This window comes from Streptomyces sp. NPDC026394 (genome assembly GCF_055567735.1).
Genome location: NZ_JBVHPX010000034.1, coordinates 15,840 through 40,033 on the forward strand (window position 1 = coordinate 15,840; position 24,194 = coordinate 40,033).

General features: G+C 72.3%; 23 protein-coding genes. 3 read left to right on the forward strand and 20 right to left on the reverse strand.

The genetic code is table 11. The features are described 5' to 3' along the window. Positions 1 to 38: 38 nt before the first annotated feature. The 19 genes from ACZ4QV_RS39430 to ACZ4QV_RS39520 all read right to left on the reverse strand — a co-directional run bounded on the left by ACZ4QV_RS39430 (position 39) and on the right by ACZ4QV_RS39520 (position 21,042). Positions 39 to 2,033: an ATP-binding cassette domain-containing protein gene (locus ACZ4QV_RS39430; protein WP_467764214.1), complete on the reverse strand. Its 1,995-nt coding sequence runs from the start codon at positions 2,031 to 2,033 to the stop codon at positions 39 to 41. A gap of 32 nt (positions 2,034 to 2,065) precedes the next feature. Continuing rightward, positions 2,066 to 3,655 carry a protein kinase family protein gene (locus ACZ4QV_RS39435; protein WP_467764215.1) on the reverse strand — a complete coding sequence of 530 codons (1,590 nt, stop codon included), beginning with the start codon at positions 3,653 to 3,655 and terminating at the stop codon, positions 2,066 to 2,068. A 280-nt stretch (positions 3,656 to 3,935) separates the two neighbouring features. Next, the gene (locus ACZ4QV_RS39440; protein ID WP_467764216.1) at positions 3,936 to 6,287 is read right to left on the reverse strand and encodes a helicase associated domain-containing protein; all 2,352 of its coding nucleotides are present in this window, start codon (positions 6,285 to 6,287) and stop codon (positions 3,936 to 3,938) included. Between the two features lie 249 nt (positions 6,288 to 6,536). Further along, a complete protein-coding gene (locus ACZ4QV_RS39445) occupies positions 6,537 to 7,265 on the reverse strand; it encodes a hypothetical protein (protein ID WP_467764217.1) in 729 nt (242 codons plus the stop codon). Positions 7,266 to 7,873: 608 nt separating this feature from the next. Next, entirely contained in the window at positions 7,874 to 8,809 is a 936-nt protein-coding gene (locus ACZ4QV_RS39450; protein ID WP_467764218.1) for an endonuclease/exonuclease/phosphatase family protein, read from the reverse strand. Beyond that, entirely contained in the window at positions 8,806 to 9,747 is a 942-nt protein-coding gene (locus ACZ4QV_RS39455; protein WP_467764219.1) for a hypothetical protein, read from the reverse strand. The genes ACZ4QV_RS39450 and ACZ4QV_RS39455 overlap by 4 nt, the downstream gene beginning before the upstream one ends. A gap of 151 nt (positions 9,748 to 9,898) precedes the next feature. Then, positions 9,899 to 10,093 carry a hypothetical protein gene (locus ACZ4QV_RS39460; protein WP_361157830.1) on the reverse strand — a complete coding sequence of 65 codons (195 nt, stop codon included), beginning with the start codon at positions 10,091 to 10,093 and terminating at the stop codon, positions 9,899 to 9,901. Further along, positions 10,090 to 11,112 (reverse strand): Scr1 family TA system antitoxin-like transcriptional regulator, encoded by a 1,023-nt coding sequence (locus ACZ4QV_RS39465; protein ID WP_467764220.1) that lies wholly within the window; start codon positions 11,110 to 11,112, stop codon positions 10,090 to 10,092. Before ACZ4QV_RS39465 ends, ACZ4QV_RS39460 begins: the two co-directional genes overlap by 4 nt. Next, the gene (locus ACZ4QV_RS39470; RefSeq protein ID WP_467764221.1) at positions 11,112 to 11,699 is read right to left on the reverse strand and encodes a hypothetical protein; all 588 of its coding nucleotides are present in this window, start codon (positions 11,697 to 11,699) and stop codon (positions 11,112 to 11,114) included. The genes ACZ4QV_RS39465 and ACZ4QV_RS39470 overlap by 1 nt, the downstream gene beginning before the upstream one ends. Before the next feature lie 157 nt (positions 11,700 to 11,856). Further along, positions 11,857 to 12,207, reverse strand: a complete 351-nt coding sequence (locus ACZ4QV_RS39475; protein ID WP_361157824.1) for an NUDIX hydrolase — start codon at positions 12,205 to 12,207, stop codon at positions 11,857 to 11,859. Positions 12,208 to 12,256: 49 nt separating this feature from the next. Continuing rightward, positions 12,257 to 12,721: a hypothetical protein gene (locus ACZ4QV_RS39480; protein WP_467764222.1), complete on the reverse strand. Its 465-nt coding sequence runs from the start codon at positions 12,719 to 12,721 to the stop codon at positions 12,257 to 12,259. Beyond that, positions 12,718 to 14,604 (reverse strand): glycoside hydrolase family 15 protein, encoded by a 1,887-nt coding sequence (locus ACZ4QV_RS39485; RefSeq protein WP_467764256.1) that lies wholly within the window; start codon positions 14,602 to 14,604, stop codon positions 12,718 to 12,720. The genes ACZ4QV_RS39480 and ACZ4QV_RS39485 overlap by 4 nt, the downstream gene beginning before the upstream one ends. Positions 14,605 to 15,625: 1,021 nt before the next feature. Beyond that, on the reverse strand, positions 15,626 to 16,264 hold the full coding sequence (locus ACZ4QV_RS39490) for a hypothetical protein (RefSeq protein WP_361157819.1): 639 nt from the start codon (positions 16,262 to 16,264) through the stop codon (positions 15,626 to 15,628). Between the two features lie 2 nt (positions 16,265 to 16,266). After that, positions 16,267 to 17,475, reverse strand: a complete 1,209-nt coding sequence (locus tag ACZ4QV_RS39495) for an acyl-CoA dehydrogenase family protein (RefSeq protein ID WP_467764223.1) — start codon at positions 17,473 to 17,475, stop codon at positions 16,267 to 16,269. A gap of 58 nt (positions 17,476 to 17,533) precedes the next feature. Next, a complete protein-coding gene (locus ACZ4QV_RS39500; RefSeq protein WP_467764224.1) occupies positions 17,534 to 18,073 on the reverse strand; it encodes a GAF domain-containing protein in 540 nt (179 codons plus the stop codon). Next, entirely contained in the window at positions 18,070 to 18,696 is a 627-nt protein-coding gene (locus tag ACZ4QV_RS39505) for a GTP-binding protein (protein WP_467764225.1), read from the reverse strand. Before ACZ4QV_RS39505 ends, ACZ4QV_RS39500 begins: the two co-directional genes overlap by 4 nt. Next, entirely contained in the window at positions 18,671 to 19,033 is a 363-nt protein-coding gene (locus ACZ4QV_RS39510; protein ID WP_467764226.1) for a DUF742 domain-containing protein, read from the reverse strand. The genes ACZ4QV_RS39505 and ACZ4QV_RS39510 overlap by 26 nt, the downstream gene beginning before the upstream one ends. Before the next feature lies 1 nt (position 19,034). Beyond that, the gene (locus ACZ4QV_RS39515) at positions 19,035 to 19,487 is read right to left on the reverse strand and encodes a roadblock/LC7 domain-containing protein (protein WP_467764227.1); all 453 of its coding nucleotides are present in this window, start codon (positions 19,485 to 19,487) and stop codon (positions 19,035 to 19,037) included. After that, positions 19,477 to 21,042: an ATP-binding protein gene (locus ACZ4QV_RS39520; RefSeq protein ID WP_467764228.1), complete on the reverse strand. Its 1,566-nt coding sequence runs from the start codon at positions 21,040 to 21,042 to the stop codon at positions 19,477 to 19,479. Before ACZ4QV_RS39520 ends, ACZ4QV_RS39515 begins: the two co-directional genes overlap by 11 nt. Before the next feature lie 289 nt (positions 21,043 to 21,331). Here ACZ4QV_RS39520 and ACZ4QV_RS39525 point away from each other — a divergent pair, with 289 nt between their 5' ends. From ACZ4QV_RS39525 to ACZ4QV_RS39535, 3 genes are all read left to right on the forward strand, one after another. Then, complete coding sequence (locus ACZ4QV_RS39525; protein ID WP_467764229.1) at positions 21,332 to 21,703, forward strand: hypothetical protein; 372 nt, start codon at positions 21,332 to 21,334, stop codon at positions 21,701 to 21,703. Between the two features lie 117 nt (positions 21,704 to 21,820). Continuing rightward, positions 21,821 to 22,723, forward strand: coding sequence for a Tat pathway signal protein (locus ACZ4QV_RS39530; protein ID WP_467764230.1), 903 nt, complete (start codon positions 21,821 to 21,823; stop codon positions 22,721 to 22,723). A 63-nt stretch (positions 22,724 to 22,786) separates the two neighbouring features. Then, entirely contained in the window at positions 22,787 to 23,284 is a 498-nt protein-coding gene (locus ACZ4QV_RS39535) for a TrmO family methyltransferase domain-containing protein (RefSeq protein ID WP_467764231.1), read from the forward strand. A 173-nt stretch (positions 23,285 to 23,457) separates the two neighbouring features. Here ACZ4QV_RS39535 and ACZ4QV_RS39540 read toward each other — a convergent pair whose 3' ends face one another. After that, entirely contained in the window at positions 23,458 to 23,865 is a 408-nt protein-coding gene (locus ACZ4QV_RS39540; RefSeq protein ID WP_361157798.1) for a DUF6302 family protein, read from the reverse strand. Between the last annotated feature and the right edge of the window lie 329 nt (positions 23,866 to 24,194).

A 24,194-nucleotide genomic window follows, 5' to 3' on the forward strand; every position in this document is an offset into this window, starting at 1 on the left:
CCTGCGGGGTGGGTGGGGTGGGGAAGGCCGCGGCGCTGTCAGGCCCGGCTTTCCTGCGGCACCCGTGCGGGGTGAGGCGGTCTCGCGCTCCGGGGTGCGCCGGCCGGCGGGGGACCAGGGCGGTGCTCGAGCTGGGCGGCTTCGCGCAGGGTCCGAAGGTAGGAGCCGGGCTCGGCCAGCAGCTCGTCGACCGGACCGAACTGGCGGATGCGGCCTTGGTCGAGGACCAGGATCCGGTCGGCCAGTCGGAGATGTTCCAGGTGCAGGCGGTGGGTGACGACCAGTGTGATCCGCTGCGAGGCGTCCTGGCGCACCGCATGGGCGAGCTGGCCTTCTCCGCAGGCGTCCATGTGGCTGGTCGGCTCGTCCAGGATCAGCAGGCCCGGGCGGCGGTACAGGGCCGCGGCGCAGGCCAGCCGCTGGCGCTGGCCGCCGGACAGCTGGTGCCCGCCCCATACGCTCTTGGCGAGCAGAGCGTCCATCTGGCCGGGCAGGCCGCCGATGACGCCGTCCATGCCGACCTGCGCGGCCGCTTCCCAGACCTGGGCGTCGCCGGGGGAGCGGGACTGTCCGAGGGTGATCGTCTCGCGGGCGGGCAGCGGCCAGTGTCCGGGGTGCTGGCCGACATATCCGGTGTGCGCGCAGGCCGATGCCGCATCCACGGTGGCCAGGTCCCTCCCGTCCCAGTACACCGCGCCCTGGGTGGGCTGCAGCAGTCCCGTCACCAGGCCCAGCAGGGTGGACTTTCCGGCCCCGTTGACGCCGACGACCGTCACCACCTCCCCCCTGCGCAAGGTGAGGGTGGCCTGCCGCACCGCGGGAGCACCGCCGCCGGGGTAGCTGAAGGTGACGTCCTCCAGCCGGATCTGACGGGGCGCGGCCACCTCGGCGGCGCTGTGCGGCGCCGCCTCCAGTTCGGCGAGGTGCGACTGCAGGTCGGCGACGTACAGGGAGTGGGTGAAGATCTCGGTGCCGGCGCGGATCAGGTGCTGCAGAGCCCGGCTGGCGGCCAGGAAGGCCAGGGCCGCGGCGCCGGCGGTGGGCAGGCTCACCCGGCCGGTGACCACCAGGGCGCTGAGCGAGAGCCACATTCCGGCCGTGAACAGGCCGCTGAGGGCGGCCGCGGCCAGGGAGATGCGCAGATACGCCGCGGCGCCGGCGACCTCGCGGGCGCAGATGCGCTCGCCCATCTCCCCGTACCAGCGGTACAAGAACATCTGCATGGTGTTCAGACGCACCTCGTCGGCCAGGGCTTCGCGGGTCACCCAGGACCGCGCCTCCCGGCGCCGGGCGTGGTCGTTGATGCCGCGGTCGTGGACCTGGTAGTCGGCGCGGGCGGCCAGCAGGGCGCCCCAACCGCGGGGCACCACCGCCAGCAGCAGCGCGGCCAGCAGCGCCGGGGACAGCGCGCCGAGCACGGCGGCGGCAGCGAGCAGCTGCACCAGGCCCTGGGCCAGCACGTGGCCGTCCTCGGCCAGGTGGGCGGTGCGCTGGGCGCCGATGTCCGCCGCCTGGCTGTGTTCGCTGAACTCCGCGCGCTCGTAGACGGCGCGTGGTGCCTGCAGATGGGCCCGGACAAGGGCCAGGTCTGTGGCGATGGCCAGCTGCGGGGTCAGGCGGCGGGCGGCCCAGCGAGCGGTGATCCCGCAGATGCAGCCGATGGCCGAGGCTCCGGCGGCGACGGCCAGACCCGGCCACGCCGCGGTCACGGCCCGGTGGGTGTCGTGCGCGCCCAGCACTACCTTCAGCACCCGGCTGGCGCTGAGCAGCATCACCGCCGTGCCGGTGCCGGACAGCACCTGGCAGACCACGGCCGTAATCAGCATGGGCCGGTCCAGCGACCAGGCCAGCCGGACGGCGTAGCCCAGGGCGGCGGGGATGCGCCGGGCCAGCTCCCCCACGCTGGCGTCGGTCAGGGCCCGGCGGTGCCGGCGGCCGGTGTAGTCGATCTCGGCAGGAGGTGCGGGCCGCGGGTGCGGTGGGGCGGCCTGCTGGGAAGCGCTGGTGGTGGGGGTGGGGTGAGGGTCGGGCATGAGTTCTCGGTTCTTGCGCTCAAAAGGAAGGGTCACCGGCGGCCGTCCGAGGTGGGAGGCCAGGGCCGGGGCCCGGGGGCTGGGTGGTAGGTGGCGGCGAGCCGGTCGAAGACAGCGGCGACCTCGGGGCGGGAGGAGGCCGGGCCGGTGGTGATCAGGCGCAGGCCGGTGGCGCGGCCGTGCGGGTCCGCCCGGAATGCGGCGAGCTCCGGTTGGCTGTCCTGGTAGGCCAGCGGGCCGGCGTGCCGTCGGCTGGCGTGCCGGTGGCCGGGGGTGACCCGCACGGTGATGCCGCCGCGGGTGAACCGGACCCGGTGACGGCCTTCTTGGTGCCGTACCCAGCCCGGGCCCAGGGCGAGGACGAAGCCGCACGGGTCGAGGTGCATCGCCTGCACCGGTGCCATGGCTGTGAAGCGGTCCGGCGGGCAGGCGGCGTGCGCGGCGGCACGGTCTGCCGTTGCCGTCAGGAGCACGGCGCAGACCGCGGCGGCCAGCACCAGCACCACGACCAGCAGCACCAGCACCGTCCCGTGTGTCAGCCGGCCGCCCTCGAGCGGGCGCGGCAGACGGGGCAGCGGAGGCAGGCGCCGCCGCCGTCCGGTGCCCCGATCCCGGCGCGCGGGGCGCGGCGGGGCGTCCTCGGGCGGCCAGTTAGGCTCCGCGACCGGCTTGCTGGCGGATGCCGGAAGGCAGGATCGGGGCATCCGGGGCACCGGTTCGGGGGTGCCGTGCACCAGTGTGTCCAGCCACGCCTGCACCTGGCCAGGCGGCGGCCGCTGCTCGGGAGCGCGGCGCATCATGCTCTCGATGACCGGGCGCAGCGCCCCGCAGTCCTCGGCTGCGGCCGGCGCCGTGTGCGTGACGGCGCTGACCAGGGCCTGCGCAGTGGTCTGCGGGTATGGGGCGCTGCCTTGGGCCATGCGGCACAGCAGCAGGCCCAGGGCCCATATGTCGGTTGCGGGGCTGACCGGCGGCAGCGGCAAGCCGGCCGTGGCGCCGGCTACTTCCGGCGCCCAGCGTTCGGCGACCGGCCCGATGAGCAGCAGCCGACGGCGGTGGGCCGCGCCCGGGTCGACCCCGTCCAGGGGGACGGTCTGGCCCGACGGCGGCAGGGCCGGGTAGCCGCACAGGGCTTCCTGCACCGCGCCGAGGGCCTGGCCGGTCAGGTGGATGCGGCCGCTGTCGCTGACCCGCACCGATGCGGGGGTGATGTTGCGGTGCGCCCAGCCGCGGTGATGCACCGGGCCCAGGGCCCGCAGCACGTGGCCGACCACGCGTGCAGCGTGCAGCGGCTCCAGCACTCCGGCGGCCAGCAGGTCGGACAGCGGCCGGCTGCGCGGCAGATGCTCGGTGACCAGCCACACCGTCGCGTCCTGCACGACCACATCCAGCACCGCTTCCAGGCCGGGGTGAGGCGGCAGCGCCGCCAGGGCGCGGACGGCAGCGACGGCGTGGTGCACGCACTCCTGCGACGCGGCGGATGCCGGCGGGTGCACGGCAAGGGGGACGACATGGACGGCGCGGCCGGTGGCGTGGTCCAGGGCCCGCGTCGGAGCCACCACAGTGGCGTCCTGGGGCAATTGGTAGCGGCGGGCGAGGTATCGCTGCGAAGACCCGGGCACGGCTGACGGCCTTTCTCCTGGTTACGGCGGATGACGGAAGCGGTCGACGCACCCGTAAGGCGTGGCCGTCCGAAGCTGACCGGGGCCGGGGCGCTGTCACCTGCCGCTCGCCTGTGGCAGGGAACTGGACGTGGCCGAACAGGCAAGCGGCGGTACTGGCGTGACACGCGCTTCGCCCGGGCTGGCGCGCGCCGCGGCCAGCAGGTTCGGGCCGCAGCGCGGCTCGCCCGAGCCGTACCCCGCCGGGCGGCCCGTGCGCGCGTGAGTGCGTCGGGCCCGCTCACGGCGCGTTGCCTTTGCGGCCTGCCGGCAGCTGAATCCCGAGCTCGACGAGCTGCTTCATCCGGTCAGCGGGCAGTTTCCCTTTCCGGTACTCCTGGAGGCGAGTTCCGATCCAACTGCCCAGGCGAAGCTCGATGGATCCGACCTTTACGACGTAAGTGCGCGGGACTCTGACATGGCCGTACTCCTTCTTGAAAGCCTTGATTTCCTTGATGTGCAGGTCCCAGCGGAATTTCAAGGAGTCCCAGATGAAGCCGACGGCATCAAGCCGGGCCCGTTCCTCTTGCGTCAGCCGATCCGGATTTCTGCGGAATCCGCTTACCTGGACGCCGAGATTGCGGCCTTCCGCCGTGTGCCTCTGGGGCACGTCAAGATGGCCGTATTCTTCCTTGAAAGCCGCCAGATCGGCCATGAACTGGGGTGTTACGAGGCTGCCGTTGTCCCAGATGAATCCCTCTGCGGTCAGTGCTTCGGCCTTCTCCGGGCTCACGTCGCCCCGGGAGTGTGCACCCCGCAGCGTCGCCGCGATCTGGCCGAGCTTGTAGGTCTGCTCACCTCGCCGGACGACATGACTCTTGGGGATGTGGAGGTGGCCGTACTCCTTCTTGAAGGCTCGCAGTTCACGAATGAGCGTCTGCAGTTCGTGATCGCGGGCTGACCAGATCATTCCCAGTGCGTCCCATTCGCTCTTCCGCTCGGGGGAGAGCGTGCCGCTCGCGTACTGCCGGCGCAGGTATTCGATGCACCGGCCCAGCGGCAGGCCGGTGGCGGTGCGGTGGTTCAACTGGATGTTGAGATCGCCGTGCTCGGCACGGTAGAGCTCAGCGGCCCGGACGTACTCCGGCCAGGAGGTGGTGGATTTCTGCACGGTGCGGACAGTGACGGCCTCGGCGAACCCCGGAGGAACGGGGATGCCGCTGATGGACAGCCACTGCGGACTGGTGTCCGTCCGCTGGCGTTCGAGGCGGAGTGGCGGGCCGTCGGTGGCGGGCTCGGCCAGGGCACGGCGGGCCGATTCCAGCGTCAGCGCCAGCGTGTCGTCGTGGGAAGCGAGCGCGCGTACGGTCTGCCAGACGGGGTTGAATGCGGAGGAGGCGAGGCCGGCCTCGGGGTCCTGTCCGGGACCGAGGACGACCGGGACGAGGATGGAGGCCGTCTTCGGTGTGCTGCGGTCACCGCGGCGCAGCGCACGGCCCACTCCCTGGATGGTGTCGATCGTGCTGCGTGGGTGGAAGAAGCACACGGAGTCCACCGCGGGGACGTCGACGCCCTCGGACAGCACCCGTGCGTTCGAGACGACCCCGAGGCCGTCGCCCTCCGACGCCAGACGGTCCAGGGTCCGCCGGCGCGTTCGCGGATCCTGGTAGCCGTTGACAGATTCCGCCCACACCGTGCTCGGCCGCTCACCCGGTGGCAGGAGTGAGTGCGCGTGCGGCAGCAGCGTGGCGAACCAGCGGGCCTCCTGCACGTTGCGGTGATAGGTGATCATGCGTCGGATGCCGTGCTCGCGCGCTGCCCGCAGCACGGCCAGTTGGGTGGCCAGCATCGAAGCTGCGACTCCGGTCTTCCCGACTTGCAGGTAGGCCTTTGCGTCACCCAGCAGGGCCTGTACCTGTTCGTTGGTCACGACGGGGACGACCAGGCGGTAGTTCGCGAGCAGGCCCAGTTCGATGGCGGTGGCGAACGACATCCGGTAGGCGACCGGCCCGTACAGATGCTCGTTGGACATGCTGATCACGTCGTCGTGGTCGCCGGTGACGATGCGGGGGGTCGCGGTGAGGTAGAGCCGTCGCCGGGCGCTGATCGTCTCGTTGTAGTGGATCGCCGACCAGAGTTTGCCAGCAGCCCCGGCGGTCCGGTGGGCTTCGTCGATGACGGCGATGTCCGGCGGCGCGAGGCGGTAGCGGGCTTGTGCCTCGGCCAGGACCCCGAGGCTCGCATACGTGCATGCAACGGTGACCGGCCCGTCAGTCTCGGCAAGCTGGGCCAGGCGGGCCGGGTCGACGGTGACTGCGGTACCTGTCGATTGCGCAGCCAGGCCGCTGCGGTGTGCTGCCAGCACCTCCCGGTCGGAGCAGACGGCGATCATCCGGCCCATCGGCTCCCGGCCAAGGTGGCCGGCCCAATCACGCATTGTCTGGTCAATGAGTTCCAGGGTGGGCACCACGACTAGCCGGTGCCCCTCGCCCGCGGCTCCCAGATGGTGGGCGACCTCGGCTCCGACCCGGGTTTTGCCTGTCCCGCAGGGCATCACCGCAGTGGCCCGCGGGCTTTGGGCCAGCGTCTTGCGCGCGGCGTCTACCGCCTCCCGCTGATGCGGGAACAGGGAGGCGGGGGTGGTGGGCGGCAATGCCCCTCTCCTTTACGTCCGTCAGGTGGCTGTGGTTGTTCATCGGGCCAGGGCCGCGGTCAGGAAAGCGGCCGAAGAGGCCCTTGGGCCCGTTGCGCGCTGCAGGCGTCTGACCGCCGGCGTCCGGCAGCAGACCAGCGCTGCGGGGTGGCGTGGAACTGCCGGGGGCAGCGTGGCGGCCGGGGCGGTCTTTGGCCCGGTCTGGTGGTGCGGCGTCAGCGCCCGCAGGGCGGGGCAGGCAGAGACGGGTTAGGTCGCCGTCGGGTCTGTGCGAGGGGGCGGCGCAGGTCTCCACGGGTCGTTCCAGGGGCCGGTCAGCTCCGGCGGCAGCACCGTGCGCAGGCAGTGGATCAGGCGGTACAGCTCCTCGCGCGGACGTAAGCGGGTGTCAGGAGCCAGGAGCTGTCCGCCGTTCTGGATCGCGGCGTGCAGCCGGGCACATCCGGCGGAGGCTGCCTGGCGTTGTCGTGCCAGCGGCAGGAAATCGTCGAGGTGTTTGCGCAGCTCACCGCAGGCCGTCAGGACCGTTTCGGTCTGCGCGTGGCGCAGGCGGCGCGTCAGCCGGTATGCCTCCTCCAGCCTGACCAGCACATCCAGGGCATCGCCCAGAAAGTCGTGGGCCGAGAACGACGGCGGGTCGGCGCAGTGCACCGCGACCCCCAAGCTGTCTGCCCACCGATACACCTTCCGCTGGGCTCCGCAGGTCAGCGCGAGGTGGTCCATCGAGGAAACGACCAGGTGCCCCGGACGCGTCGGTGCCGCCTCCAGCATCGGTTTGATCCTGTGCTTCCAGCAGGGGCGGCTATGGAGGTCGACTGTGGGCTCGCTGCTGTCTCGGAAGGTCTGCGAGTTCAGGCGCAGATGCAGCCGGGCGTGGCGTTCCAGCCGGGCCAGCAAGGACTTCGCCAGGGTGTCCGCTCCGGGCTGGCAGATGTAGAGCACCGCGGACGACCCGGCCGGTGCGCCGTTACTGCGCATGGCCGTTGTGCAGGTGGGTACGGGTGCCGGAGCGCGCACGCGGTGCGGCGTCAGACCGCAGGGGTGCGCTCGGCCGCAGTCGCGGCTGGGATTGCTGCATGGCGTCGGGCCCGGCGGCCGCCGGCCCGCGAACGGCCTGGCGGGGCGGCACCGGGGCGGATGCCGGGCAACTGGGCAGCACGGGGAGCACCGCTGGCCAGGATGGTGTGCGCCGTGCGCCGGTGCAGAAGGTGGCGTAGCGGCCGGCGGGCTGTGCAGCGCCCGTGGTCCGGGCAAGCCAGGCCGCCAGCCAGGGCCGGAGCGCGGGGGCAAGGGCGGCGGCCGTCACCGCCGTATCGTGCGCGTTCATCGCAGTACGTCTTTCGTGTCCGGGGATTCGGGAAGGGGCCACAGCGCCTGGGCGGCCGTATGTGCGGGGCCGGGCGCCCGGGAAACGGCTTTAAGGACGGAGCAGCGTGGGTGCGGCGGGCGTCGAGTTCGCCACTGCGGGCAGCAGCCTCACGGCGGGGCGGGTGGCGGCTCGTCCTGCGGTGGCGGCGCGCTGCCGGCGGGCATGGTGGTGCGGGTATCTGGAGTCTCCCGGAGGGCTGCACGGTGCGGTCGCCGGTTCAGTTGCGCGAGGCGCCGTGGGCGGCCTGCCGGAGGATCTCGCCCAGCAGCGGGCCGTCCAGGGTGATGCGCAGGATGTGATGGTCGGACAGCCTTTCGTCGACGTCGATGACGTCCACGCCGGTCACCGCGGGCAGCAGCTCGGGGGTGACGTAGGCACGGTCGATCCGGGCGTCGGGGCCATGGGTCGAACTGGCGTTGACCGTGCGGGCGACGGCTTTCGGGCTGCCGTGCGGTGCGGTGGCCCAGTAGCGCGCGACGTCCTCCATCAGGTTTTCGGCGCGCAGCGTCTGGTCGGGGCGGATGTCCATGTGGCGCTTGCCGTCCGGCCCGATGAAGGTGCGGTGCACGCGGTGCGCCCGGTTTTTGATGTTGTTCAGGTCGGGCAGGGGCGGGTCGCCGGCCACGCCGGGCTCCGGGTAGCTGTTGTGGTCCCCGGCGATGAGCACGGGCAGTGTGCACCACGTCCCGTCCGGCCGCCGCCAGGCCTTGTCCGCGAGAGTGGTGAGCCACTCCGCTTCGAGGAGCCGCTGCGTGGAGCTGGCATAGGGGCTGTGGGAGGAGCTGGCGACGAAGGGGACCGCGTCGTCGCCGGCGGGCAGGTAGCGCAGGGTCAGCGCGGTCGGCGGCAGAACCCATTTCGGCCCGCGGGCCTGGTGCCAGTCGCGCACGGGGGCGAAGAGCCGCGGGGTGAAAAACAGCGCGGTGCACGCGTCGGGGCCCATTTCCCCTTCAAGCCCGAGCGCCCGCTTGTCGTCGTGGAACAGGGTGTGGCCGTCGGCGTCGGCTCCCCACATCTCCTGGCGGGTCAGCAGGTCGGGCTTGAGGTCCTTGACCTGTGCGTGGGCGGCCCGGCGCAGTGCGGGGTCGTTCTTGCCGTTGAGCTCCAGATTCCAGTTGACCACGGTCAGGGTGTCGTCGCTCTTGCGGGTCATGCGGGAAGCGTTCCTTCCTGGCAGGCGGGCGCCTGTGGGTGACGGTTCTGGTGAGGGGGGCAGGCTGCTGCGTTGCGGTGCAAGACCGTGCGCAGGACCGCGGTGTCGAAGGTGGCGCGCAGCGGAAGGTGGCCGGAGATCTGGCGCAGTCCGTCGGTGTCGCAGACCTCGAAACCGGTCAGGGCGGGGGTGAGTTCGGCGCTGAGGTAGCCGCGGTCGATGCAGTACCGCCGGCCGGGCGGGCGGCCGGGGCGGCGGCGGTAGCCGGAGGCCGCCTTCGTGGCGTTGAGCTGCTGGAGCCTGTTGGCCGCGTAGCAGGCCATCTCCACGTACCCGGCCCCCAGCATCTCGCGGTCCGGACGGTCATCGCTGTAACGCCGGCCACCGTGGTCGTAGGTGCGCATGGCGACGTAGGCGTGGTCGGTGTACTGCGACCAGTTCTGGGGTCCGTCACCGACGCGATAGCTGTTCCAGTCCCAGAAATGGACGGCCAGCCACCCGGGCTTGGCGAGGGTGGAGCACCACCGGGCCTCGTCGCGCCGGTGTCCGGCGTTCCAGTAGCAGGCCTGGCCGCTGACGCAGGAGATGCGCCGGGGGCTGAGCGTGCCGTCGGCGTCGCGCAGGCGCACGGTGAGGTTCGCCGCGATGCTCCACGGCATCCAGGTCTGGCGGAACTCCTCGTCGAAGGCGAGCGGGCCGCCGCGCTTGAGGAAGATCGCGTTGCGGTGGCGGTCGCGGAGGTCGTCGTCCCTCCCGGGGTGGCAAGGGGCGATGTAGCCGTCCATGCCCAGGCGCTCGGCCTGGGCCGTGAGCTGGTCGGGCGGTAGTTCCTGCTGGAAGAAGATGTCCGGCTGCTGGGCGCGCACCCAGGCGGCGGCTTGCTGGCCGTTGATGCCTTTCTCGATGTTCCAGCTCAGCGCGGTAAGGGGGGACGTCACGCGGGTTGCCTTTCGGTGTGAACAGGTCAGGCGGGTGCGGGTGGGGGAGAGGTGGAAGCCGACGCTGAGGGCCGCTCAGCGGCGCACCCACACGGGTCAGGGCCCGGGCACGGTGCGGAGATGAGCCGCCGCTGCGCGGTGACCGGCTGGGTTACAGGTGCAGGCCCTCCAGTGCCTTTTGGACGGTGGTCAGCAGGCTCCGGATGGCCGGTGCCAGGGAGGACTCACTCAGCAGAAAGCCCAGGAACATGGCCAGCAGGGCGTGCAATGGCTTGAGCCCGCATTTTTTGATCAGGAACCAGACCCACGCCAGCAGCAGGAGCACGATCGGCAGGTGCACCGTCATGCGGGCGCCGCCCTGGTCCTGCGTGGCCGGTGCGTGGACCGGACGGCCGGGAGGCGGTGCGGCCCGCTCAAGGAGCGCGGGGCACCATCAGGCGGCGGATCCCGCTGCGCAGGGTCATCTGCGGACGGCGGCGGACTGTCGCCCTGGGGGCCCGTGCGGCCGCGTCGCGGGGCCTGCGGCTGCCGGCCGATGCGGGCGACGCATCGGGCCAGCCAGCGCTCCCGTGCCGCATCGAGCAGATCAGGGGTGTGACGGGAAGGCTGCGCGCAGGTGTGCAGGGCATCGAGGAGAGCACGTTTGCCGCTGCCGCCGTCGGCGCCGGTGCAGTACAGGGCATGGTCGTTCTCGACGACGTACAACGGACCGTGCCCGTGGGGAAAGGTCAGTTCACTCAGGGTGTGGCCCTGGCCGACGGGGGCGTGCGCTGTCGCCAGCACGATGCGGAGGTCCGTGTGCCCGGCAGCCGTCGCCTGCCGCAGGTGAGCGAACTGCTCGCGCAGCACCGCGGGGTCGGATGAGACGGGCCACAGGGCGTACTCGTGCAAGAACACCGTCAGGCGCTGTCCGGACACCGGCGGACGGGCAGCGGCGGCAGCCCGCTCGCCGTCATCCGGGGCGGCGCTGAGCACGGCGGCGGCATAGGCGGGGGTGCGCAGGACCGGGGGGATCAGGCGGCCGCTGTAGACGCGCACAGCGGCAGCCTGGCGTTCGCAGGCCGCCAGCCGCTCGGACCAGCCCGGCATCGAGTCCGGGCAACGGGAGCCGTCTGCGTCCAGCAGCGTGTGCACGGGCCGGATCCGGTTGCCGGGCACCTGGTAGCAGCGCAGTAGGCGTTCGACGACATCCAGGCGCAGGCGGACGCTGGCCTGCTCCATCCTGCCGAGCGTCGAGGCGTGGATGCCGAGTTTCTCGGCGGCCTGGAGCTGGGTCAGGCCACGGTCGAGGCGCAACGCCTTCACATACATGCCGATCAGCAGCTGGGCCGGATCGGGCGCCTTGGCGGAGGGCGGGGACTGCATCAGGAGAACTCTCTGAGGTGAAGGGGAGGGGAGCTGGCGGCGGTGCGCAGCCGAAACGCTGCGCCCGTCCAGGGGAGTTGGCCGGGGGTGGCGCTCATGTCGCGTCGTTCGTGCGGGTCACCGGGCCGCGTGGTACAGGCGCACCCGCCGTGCGCGGGGGCGGCCGCCGCGTCGGTGAGCCAGGAGCCGGCGGGAGGCGCGGCGGCCAGAGGCTCGACGTGCCAGGTCAGCGCGCCACGGTCATCGGTGACCTCGACACTGACGGACAGCGCGAGCCGGTCCAGCGTGCGCATCAGGACGTCGCGGACCCAGGGGTCCTTGGCCCAGTCCGTCAGCGCTTCGGAGCGCTGCGCGGACAGCAGGGGACAGACGGTGAGCAGGGAGGTGGTCAGCCACCGCATCGCCACGGCCGCCGAGGGGGCCGGTCCGGCGCCGGTGTCCCGCCGGGGCCCGGCCGTGTGCGGTTCAGCAGGCGTCTCCCGCAGCTCACACTGCCACCGCACCGCGGCGCCGGGTGCCGGGCCGAGGGGAGGTCTGGCCCAGGTGACGCTCGCTCCGGAGTCCGTGCCGCCGATGTGGTCGGTCACCGGGTGGGCGGTGCACACCGTGCGAGGCGCCGGTCTGCGCCGGGCCCGGGGGAGCAGTAACGTCCGTATCGTCAGCATCTGTTGTCCGATGGCGGGTGGGAGGTGGCGGGGAGCGTCGGCGGGCCTGCCGTGGGTGTTACGCACGGCACGGACGTGATCACCGTGCGCGGCCGGCGAGGTAGCAGGGCCGGCCGCGGCTGAGAGCCTCCAGCGCGGCGTCGACCCGCTCGACCCCGTCCTCGGGCACGTAGGCACTGAGCTGCTTGCGGGGCACGAACCGGGCGTCGAGGACTTCCCCGTCGGGGGTGAACCGGAAGACGGTCCCCGAGCGGATGACGGGGGCGTTCCCGACGTAGGTGTGCTCCTCGACGGCACCGTTGCGGGGAGGCTGCCAGTGCATGAGCAGCAGTTGCCCGGGCTCGACGGTCACGCCGAGGCGCCACCGGGGCACCCAGGCGGGCTGGCCGGTGTGCAGGCGGTCGGTGATGAGGGGTTCGGGGGCTTTCACAGGTGCTCCGTGTGCGGGTTGTGGCGTGTGGCGGGCTGTATGGGCTGGGTCAGGGGGCGGTCTCGTCGAGGGCCAGGGCGAGGAAGCCGCCGCAGTCGCGCAGGCGCCGCAGGGCTGCCTCGTAGGGGGCGTCGTAGGGGGAGATGTCGGTGCGCGAGGCGGCCACGAGGCCGTCGAGTTCGCCGCGGGCGACGGCGGCGAACAGGCGCTCCAGCTCGGGACGGGTGGCCGGGTCGGTCGGGCCGGTGGTGTCGACGGCGGGGGTGAGGGCCTGCCAGCCGGCGCGGACGATGATGGCGCGGGCCTGGGCGAGGCGGGCCGCGGGGTCCTGGCCGGGCCGGATCAGCGCGTACGGCGCCACCCGGACGGACCCGGGCTCCCGGCCGTCCAGAAAGGCGTCGGCCTGCAGCTGACGCAGGCACCACAGACGGCGTGCCCCGCTGTGGCCCCGTGCCGCGGCCAGAAAGCTGACGATGGCCGGCGGGAGACCGGGGGCGGTCACCAGCACGCTCATGACGCGGCCTCCGTCGCCAGGGCGGCCTCGTGGAGGGTCAGGGCGGTGTCGACGATCGTCAGCAGGGACCAGGCCTGGGGGGTGTTGCCGACCTGGCGCTGGGCGCCGGTGTCCCACTCCTCGGCGAGCAGGCCCAGGTCGTTGCGCAGCGCCAGCAGCCGTGCGAACAGCGCGTGGGCCTGATCGGTGCGGCCGGTCATGGCCAGGGCGTCGGCCAGCCAGAACGAGCAGGGCAGGAACGCGCCTTCGTCGCCGGCCAGGCCGTCCAGTCCGGCGGCCGTCCCGGCGGTGCGGTAGCGCAGGACAAAGCCGTCGGCGGTGGACAGTTCGCGCTGGATGGCGTCGATGGTGCCGAGCACGCGCTGGTCGTCGGCCGGAAGGAAGCCCACGCGCGGGATCAGCAGCAGTGCGGCGTCCAGCTCCTGGGAGCCGTAGGACTGGGTGAAGGTGTTGCGCTCGGCGTCGTAGCCGCGGTCGCACACCTCTTGGTGGATCTCCTCGCGCAGCGCCCGCCAGCGCTCCACCGGTCCGTCGATGCCTTCCTCCTCCAGCAGACGCACGGTGCGGTCGACGGCGGCCCAGGCCATGACCTTGGAGTGGACGAAGTGCCGCCGGGGCCCGCGCACTTCCCAGATGCCCTCGTCCGGCTGTCGCCAGGTCTTCTCCAGCGCCTCGACCAGCGTGATCTGCAGGGCGGCGACGGGGGCCGGGTGCAGGCCTGCCGCCCGGCCGTGGTGGAGGGTGTCGATGACCTCGCCGTAGACGTCGTGCTGCAGCTGGGTGGCGGCGCCGTTGCCGATGCGCACCGGGCGGGAGTCCTCATAGCCGGGCAGCCAGCCGAGCTCCGCCTCGGGCAGCTGCCGCTCCCCGGCGACGCCGTACATGATCTGCAGGGGTTTTGGAGCGCCGTCCACCGCGCGCAGCAGCCACTGCATCCACTGCTCAGCCTCCTCGCGGTAGCCGGTGCGCAGCAGGGTGGACGCGGTGATCGCGGAGTCCCGCAGCCAGCAGTAGCGGTAGTCCCAGTTGCGCCCGCCGCCGATCTCCTCGGGCAGCGAGGTGGTGGGCGCGGCGACGATGGCGCCGGTCGGCGCGTAGGTCAGGGCTTTCAGCAGGATCAGGGCGCGCAGGACGGCGTCGCGGTGGGGGCCCTGGTAGGTGCACTGGCTGGCCCACTGCTGCCAGAAGGCCAGGGTGTCCTCCAGCGCGACGAGGGGGCCGGGCGCTGTCGGCGGGGCGGGCTGGTCGCAGGGCTGCCAGCTCAGGGTGAAACAGGCGCGGTCGCCTTCGGACAGCGGCAGGTCGTGGCACAGCCCCCTGCCCCGCAGGCGCACGGTGGCGCCGCAGACGAGGGGGGCGTCGACGTCGAGCCACAGGCCGTCACCGTCGGCCGCAAGCCGGGTGCGGCCATCGACGGTGGTCACGGTGGGGGCGGTGCGGCCGTAGCCGAAGCGGGCGTTCAGGCGGGAGGAGACGGTGACCCGTCCGCTGATCACGTCGACGATGCGCACGATGCGGGCGGGGGCGTCGCTTTCGTCCCAGGGCGGCATGAAGTCGGTGATCTGCACGGTGCCGTCGGGCGTGATCCAGGTGCTCTCCACCACCAGGCTCTGGCCGCGGTAGCGGCGGTGGGTGGCCGGCACGGCGGCGCCGTCGTCGCTGGCCGGGCCGAGCTGCCAGGAGCCGTGCTCGCCGGTGCCGAGCAGGGCGGCGAAGACGGCGGGGGCATCGAAGCGCTGCGGGCAGTACCACTGCACGGTGCCGCCGGTGTCGATCAGGGCGGCAGTACGCAGGTCACCGATCAGGGCGAGGTCTTCCAGTCTGGGCACGGGAGTCCTTAGAGCGTCGGGGCGGGGCAAAGGGGGTGGGAAGGCGGGGTGCATGGGGCTGCACCGGTGGGCTGGGGCCGTGCCGCCACGCGGCGTGGCGGCGGCTGGCGGCGATGTGCGGGCCGGGCGGGGCGGCGGCGGCCGGGCTCGGCCCGCTGCAGGGGATTCGGCGGCGGGCGGCGGGGCGCAGCTGAGGGCGGCCACCAGCGGCTGCAGGAGCAGCGGCGCGGTCAGCAGATGCCGGTCCGCGCGGCGGCGTACCCATCCGCAGCCGCTGCCGTCCAGGCCCCGTACCCACTGCGGCGGCGGCAGGTAAATCTCCGAACCGTCCCGCAGGTACGTGGTGCCGGCGGGCCACGGCGGGTCGTCGGACCAAGGCGGCAGGAAGAACCCCCACCGGCCCTCCAGCGCGAAGACGGCGCCCACCGGGTCCAGGGACATCGCGTCCAGATCCCGCACGGCCTGGCGGGCCACCTGCTCGGGCACCAGGACGAGGTCCCAGCCCGGGCCCACCAACTGCCAGCGCAGCGCGGCGTGTTCCCAGGCCCGCAGACAGGCGGACGGTGCGGAGGAGGACATGATCACGAAGGGGCTCCTGGTCGGTTTGTCGGCTCGGCGCGCGGCCTGCCTGGTCGAACGGGGTCAAAGGGGTGCCCCGGCCGCAGGGCCGGCGTCCCTGCGGCCGGAGGCTGGGGTGTGCGGCCGCCGGGCCCGTCAGCCGCGGGCCCGGCGGTCCCGCGCATGGCCCGCTCCCTTCCTGGCAGTCGCAGCAGCGGGCTGGCCGGCCACATCGGGGGAAAGGACCAACCCCCGCAGGAGCCGCGCGGTCGCGGTGGCGGCCCGGGCCGCCACCGCATCTCCCGGGCTGGGCGCTGGATGCGAAACAGCGCGGCCGGGAGAGGCCATACAGGGGCGGCGCGTGGCGCCCGGTGCCCCACCCGAAGAGGGGGCGGCACCGGGCCACGGCTGTGCCTTCCCGGCCGGTCGCGCCGCTGGCTGCGGCAAGACCTTCGCGGGGCCGGGAAGGCCGGTACGGCCGGAACGCGGCGGCCGTACCCGCCCTCGGGTGGCCCCCTCAGTCCGCCCGGGGGAGTTCGGTGGTGCGGGCCTGGCGCCGGAGCACACAGGGCGGCAATTGCGTGCGGACGGCGGAGGCGAGGCGGGGAAGGCGCTTGGCCTTGCGGCGCAGGATGAACAGGGAGGCACCGGGGGTGGTGTCGTGCACGACCTCCAGGCCGTAGCGTTCGCCGAGGTGGCCGGCCAGCGGCCCGTCGAAGCTGTGCGCGGCCAGCCACCGCACGCGCTGCTGCGCGCCGTAGTCGAGGAGCCAGTCGATCAGCAGGGCGCCGTACCCTTGGGCGCCGGCGTCGCGGCGCTCGTAGAGATGACCGATCCACAGGGCTCCGCCGGGCTTTGGATCCCAGCGTGGGGTGCGCATGCGGTCTTTGGTCACCAGGGCACAGCTGCGGAGTATGCCGTCTTCCAGCAGCAGCCAGGTCACCGGATGACCGCGTTCGACCACGCCGAGATTCGGCACCAGCGTGCAGCCTGCGGCGGCCGCTTCGCCGGGCGGTTGGTCCATCCAGTCGGGATGGTGCCTGACGAACGCCTTCACGGCGCGGTGGTCGGCGTACTCGCCCGGGCGGATCAGGAGGCTCGGCCGCCGGGCGGGGGCGGCCGGCGGCGCCGGGGTGGTGGTGGGGGTGCGGGGCATGGTCATACCTCCACGCAGACGTCGGCGGAGCGGTCGTCGGCCGGGGCCAGACGGGCCGACCACTGGCCCTTGTCCAGGCCGAGCGCCATTTCGCCCAGGCGCCGCAGCTGTATGTCCGAGGTGCCGGCCGGGGCGAAGAGGTGGTGGGCGTCGCGCAGGTAGCGCTCGACGGGACGGTCGGTGAACAGGGCGCAGCCACCGTGGATTTCCATGGCCGCGCGGGCGGAGTCCAGGGCCAGCTCGGTGTTGAGCAGCTTGGCGTTCATCAGCTCCGCGTCGCACGGCTGGCCCTGGTCGAGCAGGTGGGCGGCGTGATAGGCGGCCAGCCGCGCGGTCATCAGCCGTGACTGCAGTTGCCCGATTTTGAGCCGGATGGTGGACAGCGTGTGCAGCGGCTGGCCATAGCGCCGACGTTCGGCGGCGAAGCGCACGGTCTCCTCGACGATGGCCTGGTGGATGCCGAGCGCCACCGCGGCCAGGTTGGGCCGCCCGTACAGCACGCTGGAGGAGTACGCGACGGCCAGCCCCTCGCCCTCCCGGCCCAGCAGGTTCGCCGCCGGGATGCGGCAGTTGTCGAAGACCAGCTCGCCGAAGCCGAAGCCGTGCAGCCCCATGGCCCGCCGGTGGTCACCGACGTGCAGGCCCGGCCGGCCTGCCTCCACCAGGAACGTCGACAGGCCCGAGGAGCCCTCGCCGGTGCGCAGCACGACGCCGTGCAGGTTGCCGATGTGGCTGTTGCCGACGTAGATCTTGTGCCCGTTGAGGACGTAGGTGTCGCCGTCGCGGACCGCCGTTCCGCTCATGCCGAGCACATGGCCGCCCGACTCCGGCTCGGTGACCGCGATGGTCGGCAGGCACTCGCCCGCGGCGATGGCCGGCAGCCAGGTCTTCTTCTGCTCCTCGCTGCCGAAGTGGATGATCTTCGCGGTGCCGAGCTGGGAGGCCTGCGCCATAGCGCCCATGGCGCCGCTGACCCGCGACAGCTCCTCGATGATGAGGGTCTTGGCCAGGTGCCCGGCCCCCATCCCGCCGTAGGAGCGGTCGACGGTGGCGCCGATCCACCCCTGCGCGGCGACCGACCACGCCAGCTCGCGCTCGATCGCACCGGTGGCTTCCATGTGCGCCACGCGCGGGGCGACCTCGCGCTCGGCGAAGGCGCGCACGCTCTGGCGCAGCTCCCGGTGGTGCGGCCTCAAGAACCAGTCGGACATCGTGGAGCTCCCCTTTTCTCCCGGTGAAGGCGGTGTACGGCGATGCGGCACAGCGCTGCTAGCGCGGCGTGAGACCGGAGCGGCGGCAGAGGTAGCCCATGACCTCGTCACTTCCGGCTTTGATCAGGGCCAGCGAGCCCCGGCCGGTGGCCTTCGGTTTCTCCTGGTGACCGACGAAGCACACGGTGCCCAGCACAACGCCGCGGCAGATCAGGGGCGCACCGGCGTAGGTGCGGATGTTGATCCGGTCGACGACCTCGTTGCCGGCGAAGCGCGGGTGGACGAAGACGTCCGGCAGGACCAGGGCCTTTTCCCGCTGCACGACCTCGGGACAGTAGCCGTGCTCGAGGGCCATCGAGCGGCCCACCACCGGCAGGCCGCTGTCCGGGCCGGGGGTGCACAGGCCCAGGAAGTGCTGCTGCTCGGCGCCGAAGATGTTGACCATGGCGTAGGGCACGCCGGCGGCCTGGGCCAGGCGCTGGGCGAAGGCATCCAGCTGCGGGTCGGGGCCGGTCAGGCCCAGGGCTTTGAGCGCGGCGTCACGGTCGAGTTGGCGGGGGGCCCTCTCGTGCTGCGGTGACGGGACGGGACGGGTCATCGGCGGGCTCCAGGTGCGGCGGCGCGTCGCAGGTGCAGGCTGTGGCTGACCAGGCTGGTCAGGGCGGCGCGGGCAGGTTCGTAGTGGCGGACATCGCACGTGATGATGGGGACGGCAGGGGGCAGGCCCAGGGCGTGGCGGATCTCGTCGGGGCAGTAGCGGTGGGCACCGTCGAACTCGTTGACGGCGATGATGAACGGCACCTTGCGCTGCTCGCACCAGGTGACCGTGGGGAAGGAGGACGCCAGGCACCGGGTGTCGACGAGGACCACGACGCCGAGCGCGCCGAGCAGCACGTCATCCCAGAGATAGCCGAAGCGTTCCTGGCCCGGGGTGCCGAAGAGGTAGAGGACCATGTACCGGGGACTGGTGAAGGTGATCTTCCCGAAGTCCATGGCCACGGTCGTGGTGGTCTTGTCCGTCGCGTCATCGAGGTGATCGGTTGCGGCGCTGGCGGTGGTCATCACCTCCTCCGCGTGCAGGACACCGGTCTCGCTGAGGGTGTCGACCAGCGTGGTCTTGCCGACCCCGAAGCTGCCGGCGATGACCACCTTCAAGTCGAGCGGAAGCCCAGCTCCGGACGTGGTCGCGGCGACGTCAGGGGAGGTTGCACAGGCCTTCAAGTAACGCCTCCAGTAGCGGGACTTCAGGGTCGGTGGGGCCGTCGGGGTTGGCCAGCATCAAAGCGCCCGCGTCCAGGAGGTCGCCGGCCAGGACTTTGATCGCCTGGACCGGCTGCCCGAGGCGGGCGGAGAGCTCGGACACCGCCTGGGCGCTGCCGCTGCAGTACAGCAGCAGCGCTTCGTGTTCGGCGGTGGTGTACAGCGGCCGGGTGGCGGCTCTGGTGATCAAGGTGCTGGACAGGTGCAGTGTGTGCTTCGGGCGGGTGCGTCCTGCCGTGATCAGATACGGGCGCACGTCCCCCAGGGTGCTGCTGCTCCAGCCGCCACCGGCCGCCATGTCACAGCTCCAGCCGGCGGATGCCGTTGCGGCGGGCGGCCACGACCAGCTGCTCGTCCAGGCCGGTGACGAACCGCTCCATGTGGTGGCCGGCCTGGCCCGGGTCAGCATCGCGCCCGGTCATGACGGTCAGGAGGGTACCGACGGCCTTCTCGTCCACCAGCCCGGCGCCCATCACGAAGCAGAAGCCGTCGTCGTGCTCGACCGCGACCTGCCGCACACCGCCGGGGCTGTCCTTGAACAGCTGGCGGGCCGCCGAGCGGATCCCGGTACAGGCCGCGGCGCCATCGTCGGCGTCGTCCACACTGCGGTTGCAGAAGGCGAGCTTGAGACCGTCGCCGGTCGACAAAAGCGCCCACTGCGCCCCGGAGATCTGCCGGACGAGGGCTTCCAGCAACTTCGCCAGCTTCTCCTGGGCCTCTGCCGTGTCGAGGTCGGTGGGCTCAGCGTGCACGGTTGTCCTCCTGCATCGGGTGCTGGGCGGGGGTATCAGAGATTCCGGGCTCGGCCGCCGGTGCGTCCGGGGGCCGGGGCTGCGGAGCGCGCGGGGTGCGCGAGGCGAAGCTGGCCAGCAGCCTGCCGGTCGGACGCCCGTGCGGGCCCTGCTGCGGCCTTGCGGCAGGCGCCGCAGCGGCCAAAGCGTCCCGGCGCGGCAGCGCGGGACGGCCGTCGCCGAGGGGCTGCTGAGACGCTGCCTGCCCCTGGGGCTGGTCCTCAGGGTGAGCAGTGAGGGAGGCGGCGCTGGACAGCACAGCGCGCTGTCCCGCCGGCGCCGGCAGCCCCCGAGACCCGCTGCGCGCGGCCGGTTGCTGCGTGGGGGCCTCGACGAGCAGGCCGGCCGGCAGGACCACGATGGCCTGGGTGCCGCCCGTGATGTTCGGCCGCAGCTCGATCGTGATGCGGTGCCGCTGCGCCAGCAGCGCGGCCACCAGCAGGCCGAGGGTTCCTTTACGCAGCCGGACGCGGGGGTCCTCGGTGTCCGGGGCACCCAGCAGCCGGTTGAGCGCCTCGTACTTGCCCGGCGACATCCCGGTTCCGCTGTCGATCACCCGGATGACGACACGGTCCGTCATCTGACGCGTGTGAACCTCCACCCGCTCCGAGGAGAACCGCGTCGCGTTTTCCATCAACGCGGCCAGCAGATGCACGAGGTTGGGGCTGACGTAGCCCAGCACCGCCGCTGCCACCGGCGCCTGGGCTATCCGCACCCGGGCGTAGTCGTGGATTCCGGAGGCGGCGCTGCGCAGGGCCTGCATGATGGGGACCGCCTCGCTGTTACGGGAGGGCAGGTTGCCGCCGAGCACCAGCAGACTTTCCACAAGGCGCCGCATCTGCGTCAGAAGGTGGTCGATGCCGTACAACCCGTGCAACAAGTCCGGGTCCTCCAACCCCCACTCCACCTTCTCGATGTCGTGAATGGCACGGTTGACCAGGCTCTGCAGGCGCGGAGCGATGGAGTTGAACAGCTCGGCCAGCTCCGCCTGCGGGCTCAGCTGCTGACGGGCATGGGCCGCCGTCGTCAGCACCGCCTGCCACGCCTCGGCGAACGCCTGCTGCAAAGCAGCCGGGACATCGACGGCGAGGCTGCCCGTGCGCGGCTCGACCGGCGGAGGATCGTAGTCCAGGCGCACGGAGCCGCGACTGGCCTGATCAAGGGCCCACCGGATCCTGTCGCGGCCACCGTCGATGAGCGGAACCAAGCCGGCCAAGGACTGCAGCAGTTCGCCGACGGTCTGCTGAGCGACGTCGCGCTCAGTACGCAGCCGCCTGGCGCACTCCGCGGCAGTGCGGGTGCGGGCAGCGGTCCACCCCAGCACGCCTGCGACCGCCGTACACGAGACGAAAACGGCGCCCGCGGGCGGCAGGAGCCCCAAGGTGTCGACGAGCCATCCGCCGCCGACCGCCGCGGCCGTCAACGAGGCCGCGGACGTCGCCGGGGGAAGACGCAACGGGGCCTCGGCGTGCCAGGGGCCCGAAGGGGCCACGGCGTGGGCTGCGCGGTCAGACACGCCCCACCTCGCTACAGACCGCGCCCCGCTTGCGGGCGTGGGAAGGACACCGGTACTGGCCGGCGGATGCGGGCATCGCTGCCACGGGAACGACTCCAGACGTAGGAATACAGCAGGAACTGCGCAGCACCGACGGCAGAGGGGAACTGGCCGATCCGTGCTTGGCGTTGACCAGAGGGGGAATACCGTTGTGATCAGAGAACCGCGAAGCGAAGCGGCGGGACAGCCCGTAGACGACGCGGATGCTGCCAACGCTGCCAACGGCACCCCGGGACCTGAAGGATGCACGATGGCGCGTACACGCAATGCTCAGTTGGCCGCTGTGATCCGGGAATCCGGCTGGTCGCAGCACCAACTGACCGCGAATTTCCTCCGGGTGGCCGACGAGCACGCAGCCGGGGAACTGGCCTCCGTGTCGCGATCGACGATCTCCATGTGGATCCAGGGAGCCCGTCCGGGGGAAAAGGCCACGCATATCCTGTGCGAGACGCTCTCGCGGCGCCTCGGACGGGTCGTCACGCCGGTACAGATTGGGCTTCCCCCGGTGGAAGCGGCGCAGACGGCTACTGGACGTGGCTGGGACGTCGGCACGGACACAGTGGCTGCGCTGGTCGACCTCGGGGACGCATACATGGACATGAACCGCCGACAGGTGCTGTAGAGCACCACCTATTCGCTGGCCGGTGCCGCGCTTCCGCCGGACTCCTGGTGGCAGCAAACCCTGCAGGCCGCACCGGGCCGACAGGCCGCCTCCGGGCTCACCGTCACCAACGCCCACGTGGACAGCGTGCGCGAGGCGATGCGGTTCTACAGCCGTCAGGACCAGCGGCTGGGCGGCCGCGCCGGCCGCGACGCCCTCATCGCATACCTGCGCTCTGATATCGCCTCCTACCTTCAGGCACGCTTTCCCAGCGAGCGCCTGCGCCGGGAGACGTTCGCGGCCGCCTCCGAGCTGACCTATCTGGCGGCCTGGATGGCCTTCGACTCCTCCGAGCACGCCATCGCCCAGCGCACTTTCGACCTCGCCCTGCGGCTGGCCGCCGAGGCCGGCGACGCACCGCTGGCCGGACACATCCTGCGGGCCGCCGCCCACCAGGCCGTCGACCTCGGCCACCCGGTGCGGGCGCTGCAACTGGCCGCTGGCTCGGTCAACCAACGGCGCTACTCCCTGGCGAGCCCGCGGGAAAAAGCTCTGCTGGGCGTGGTGCACGCCCGGGCCCTGGCCGCCAACCGCGACACGGCCGCAGCACTGGCCGCTTTGCGGCGCGCCGAGGACGACCTGTGCCGCGCCGGCGGCGAGGAGCCCGAACGCGTCTTCTTCTTCGCGGAGGCCTCGCTCGCCCACGAGACGGCCTGCACCCTGCGCGACCTGGGCGACCTGAAGGGCGCCGAAGCCGAATTCCGGCGCAGCGTCCGCACCCGGGCCCTGCCCGCCTCGGCGCGCACGCATGTGGTCACCCTCGGGTACCTGGGCGAGGTGCAAGCCCGTCAGGGGCATCTCGACCTGGCCTGCGCCACCTGGTCGTCTGCCCTGGACGCCCTGACCGGCATCCAGTCCGGCCGGGCCCGCGAGACGGTCGTGCGGATGCGCCGCGCCCTGTCCCCGCTGCGTCATCGCGGCGGCAGCGTCGCCGCCGAGCTGGACGAACGCGCACGGGACGTCCTGCGCGGCGTAGGCTGACGCAGCCATGGCGGCGGTGCGGCGCCCAGCGTTGCACCTGCGAGAACAGATGGGGGACAGCCCGTGCCCGAGCAGTTCATCACGGTGCCGGTGATCGGAACGGTCGTCGGCGGCCACACCGGACGCCTCGACGACTACAAGGGCGGCGTGGAGTCGATCATCCGTCTCAACGAGGAGTACCCCGTCGAGACGCTCCAGGGCATCGAGGAGTTCAGCCACCTTCAGGTGACCTGGCACTTCAGCCAGGGTTCGCCGGCCGACGTGGCTCTGCACGCCCGCAGCCCCCGCGACAATCCGGCCTGGCCGGCCACGGGAACCTTCGTGCACCACAACCACCGCCGGCCGGCCCGCCTGGGAACCTCGTTCCCGCGACTGCTGCGGGTCGACGGGCGCGACCTGCACGTGAGCGACCTGGACGCCGACGACGGCACGCCCGTCATCGACGTCGTGGCCGTCTTCCAGGAAATGCTGCCGCGCGGCCCGGTGAACCAGCCCTCCTGGCCCACCGAGATGCTGACCGCCTACTGGGCCGATGCCAGCGACCGGCCCCTGGGCGCGTAGCAGCAGGCCGTTGGCTCCCCGCCGGACGGGGCGGCGCACCGGCCACAGGATCAACCGGGCGCTGAACACGCTCAGTTCGCCGGTGCCGCCTGTGCCCGGGGACGGCTGGAACGGGCGCCGCCGAGACCGGGCGGCGTCGCGGTCACCGCAGGCAGCGGCGTCGAGGCGGACAGTCATACAGCGGCCCCAACCGGCACCGGCGCGCCGAGGTAGGCGGCGATGGCGCTCTCGCTGTAGCCGTAGAAGCGGCCGATCACGGCAGCGTTCCACGAGGCAGGAACGCGTTCGCCCCACCGCACGAGATGACGAGTGCCCGGATACAAGGGCCAGGCCAAGCGCACGCGAGGGAAACCATCGCGGCCCTTGAGGGCGTCACGGAGACGCCAGCCACAACGCAGACAGCACGAGGAGAGGTAACCGCCGCGGCGACAGCCACCGACCGGTACCGCCAGGGCGGCACCCGTGTGGATGTGCAGGCCCAGGCTGCGGCGCAGGAGCGCCGGATCGGCCAGCCTGTGCTGGAAAAAGCTGTAGTCCAGTGCCTCGTGGGGCGGCACCAGCGTGACAACGTGTGCAGGCATGGCGGGTGTCGGTCTCCGAAGGTAAGAGCGGGGCAAGACGGCGTGAGGCGGTACGGGGAGGTTGCGTCGGACGCATCGCGGCGCCCGGCCCGGCGAGAGGCACTGGGCGGCAATCGCGGGTCAGCGAGAGCGCCGGGCTGCAGGTGCGCGGTCGGCGCACTCACGTGCGGGGCCCTCGCGGTGTGAACGAAGAACCGCAGGCCAGCGACGTGACAGGCCCGCCACTGCGTGGGGCACGTACGGGGAAGCCGCCGGTCTGCCGCAGACAAAGCGGCAGACGCTGTACGGCGCTGCGTCCACGGCGGACATCCCCGGCGCCGCCCGGGCGG

What these genes read in the sequence shown, in the direction of transcription:
- ACZ4QV_RS39540 (WP_361157798.1), bottom strand. Translation starts at nt 23,865, where the DNA reads ATGCCTGCACACGTTGTCACGCTGGTGCCGCCCCACGAGGCACTGGAC.
- ACZ4QV_RS39510 (WP_467764226.1), bottom strand. Translation starts at nt 19,033, where the DNA reads ATGGCGGCCGGTGGCGGCTGGAGCAGCAGCACCCTGGGGGACGTGCGC.
- ACZ4QV_RS39500 (WP_467764224.1), bottom strand. Translation starts at nt 18,073, where the DNA reads ATGACCCGTCCCGTCCCGTCACCGCAGCACGAGAGGGCCCCCCGCCAA.
- ACZ4QV_RS39430 (WP_467764214.1), bottom strand. Translation starts at nt 2,033, where the DNA reads ATGCCCGACCCTCACCCCACCCCCACCACCAGCGCTTCCCAGCAGGCC.
- ACZ4QV_RS39495 (WP_467764223.1), bottom strand. Translation starts at nt 17,475, where the DNA reads ATGTCCGACTGGTTCTTGAGGCCGCACCACCGGGAGCTGCGCCAGAGC.
- ACZ4QV_RS39445 (WP_467764217.1), bottom strand. Translation starts at nt 7,265, where the DNA reads ATGCGCAGTAACGGCGCACCGGCCGGGTCGTCCGCGGTGCTCTACATC.
- ACZ4QV_RS39460 (WP_361157830.1), bottom strand. Translation starts at nt 10,093, where the DNA reads ATGACGGTGCACCTGCCGATCGTGCTCCTGCTGCTGGCGTGGGTCTGG.
- ACZ4QV_RS39485 (WP_467764256.1), bottom strand. Translation starts at nt 14,604, where the DNA reads ATGCACCCCGCCTTCCCACCCCCTTTGCCCCGCCCCGACGCTCTAAGG.
- ACZ4QV_RS39450 (WP_467764218.1), bottom strand. Translation starts at nt 8,809, where the DNA reads ATGACCCGCAAGAGCGACGACACCCTGACCGTGGTCAACTGGAATCTG.
- ACZ4QV_RS39525 (WP_467764229.1), top strand. Translation starts at nt 21,332, where the DNA reads ATGGCGCGTACACGCAATGCTCAGTTGGCCGCTGTGATCCGGGAATCC.
- ACZ4QV_RS39480 (WP_467764222.1), bottom strand. Translation starts at nt 12,721, where the DNA reads ATGAGCGTGCTGGTGACCGCCCCCGGTCTCCCGCCGGCCATCGTCAGC.
- ACZ4QV_RS39465 (WP_467764220.1), bottom strand. Translation starts at nt 11,112, where the DNA reads ATGCAGTCCCCGCCCTCCGCCAAGGCGCCCGATCCGGCCCAGCTGCTG.
- ACZ4QV_RS39490 (WP_361157819.1), bottom strand. Translation starts at nt 16,264, where the DNA reads ATGCCCCGCACCCCCACCACCACCCCGGCGCCGCCGGCCGCCCCCGCC.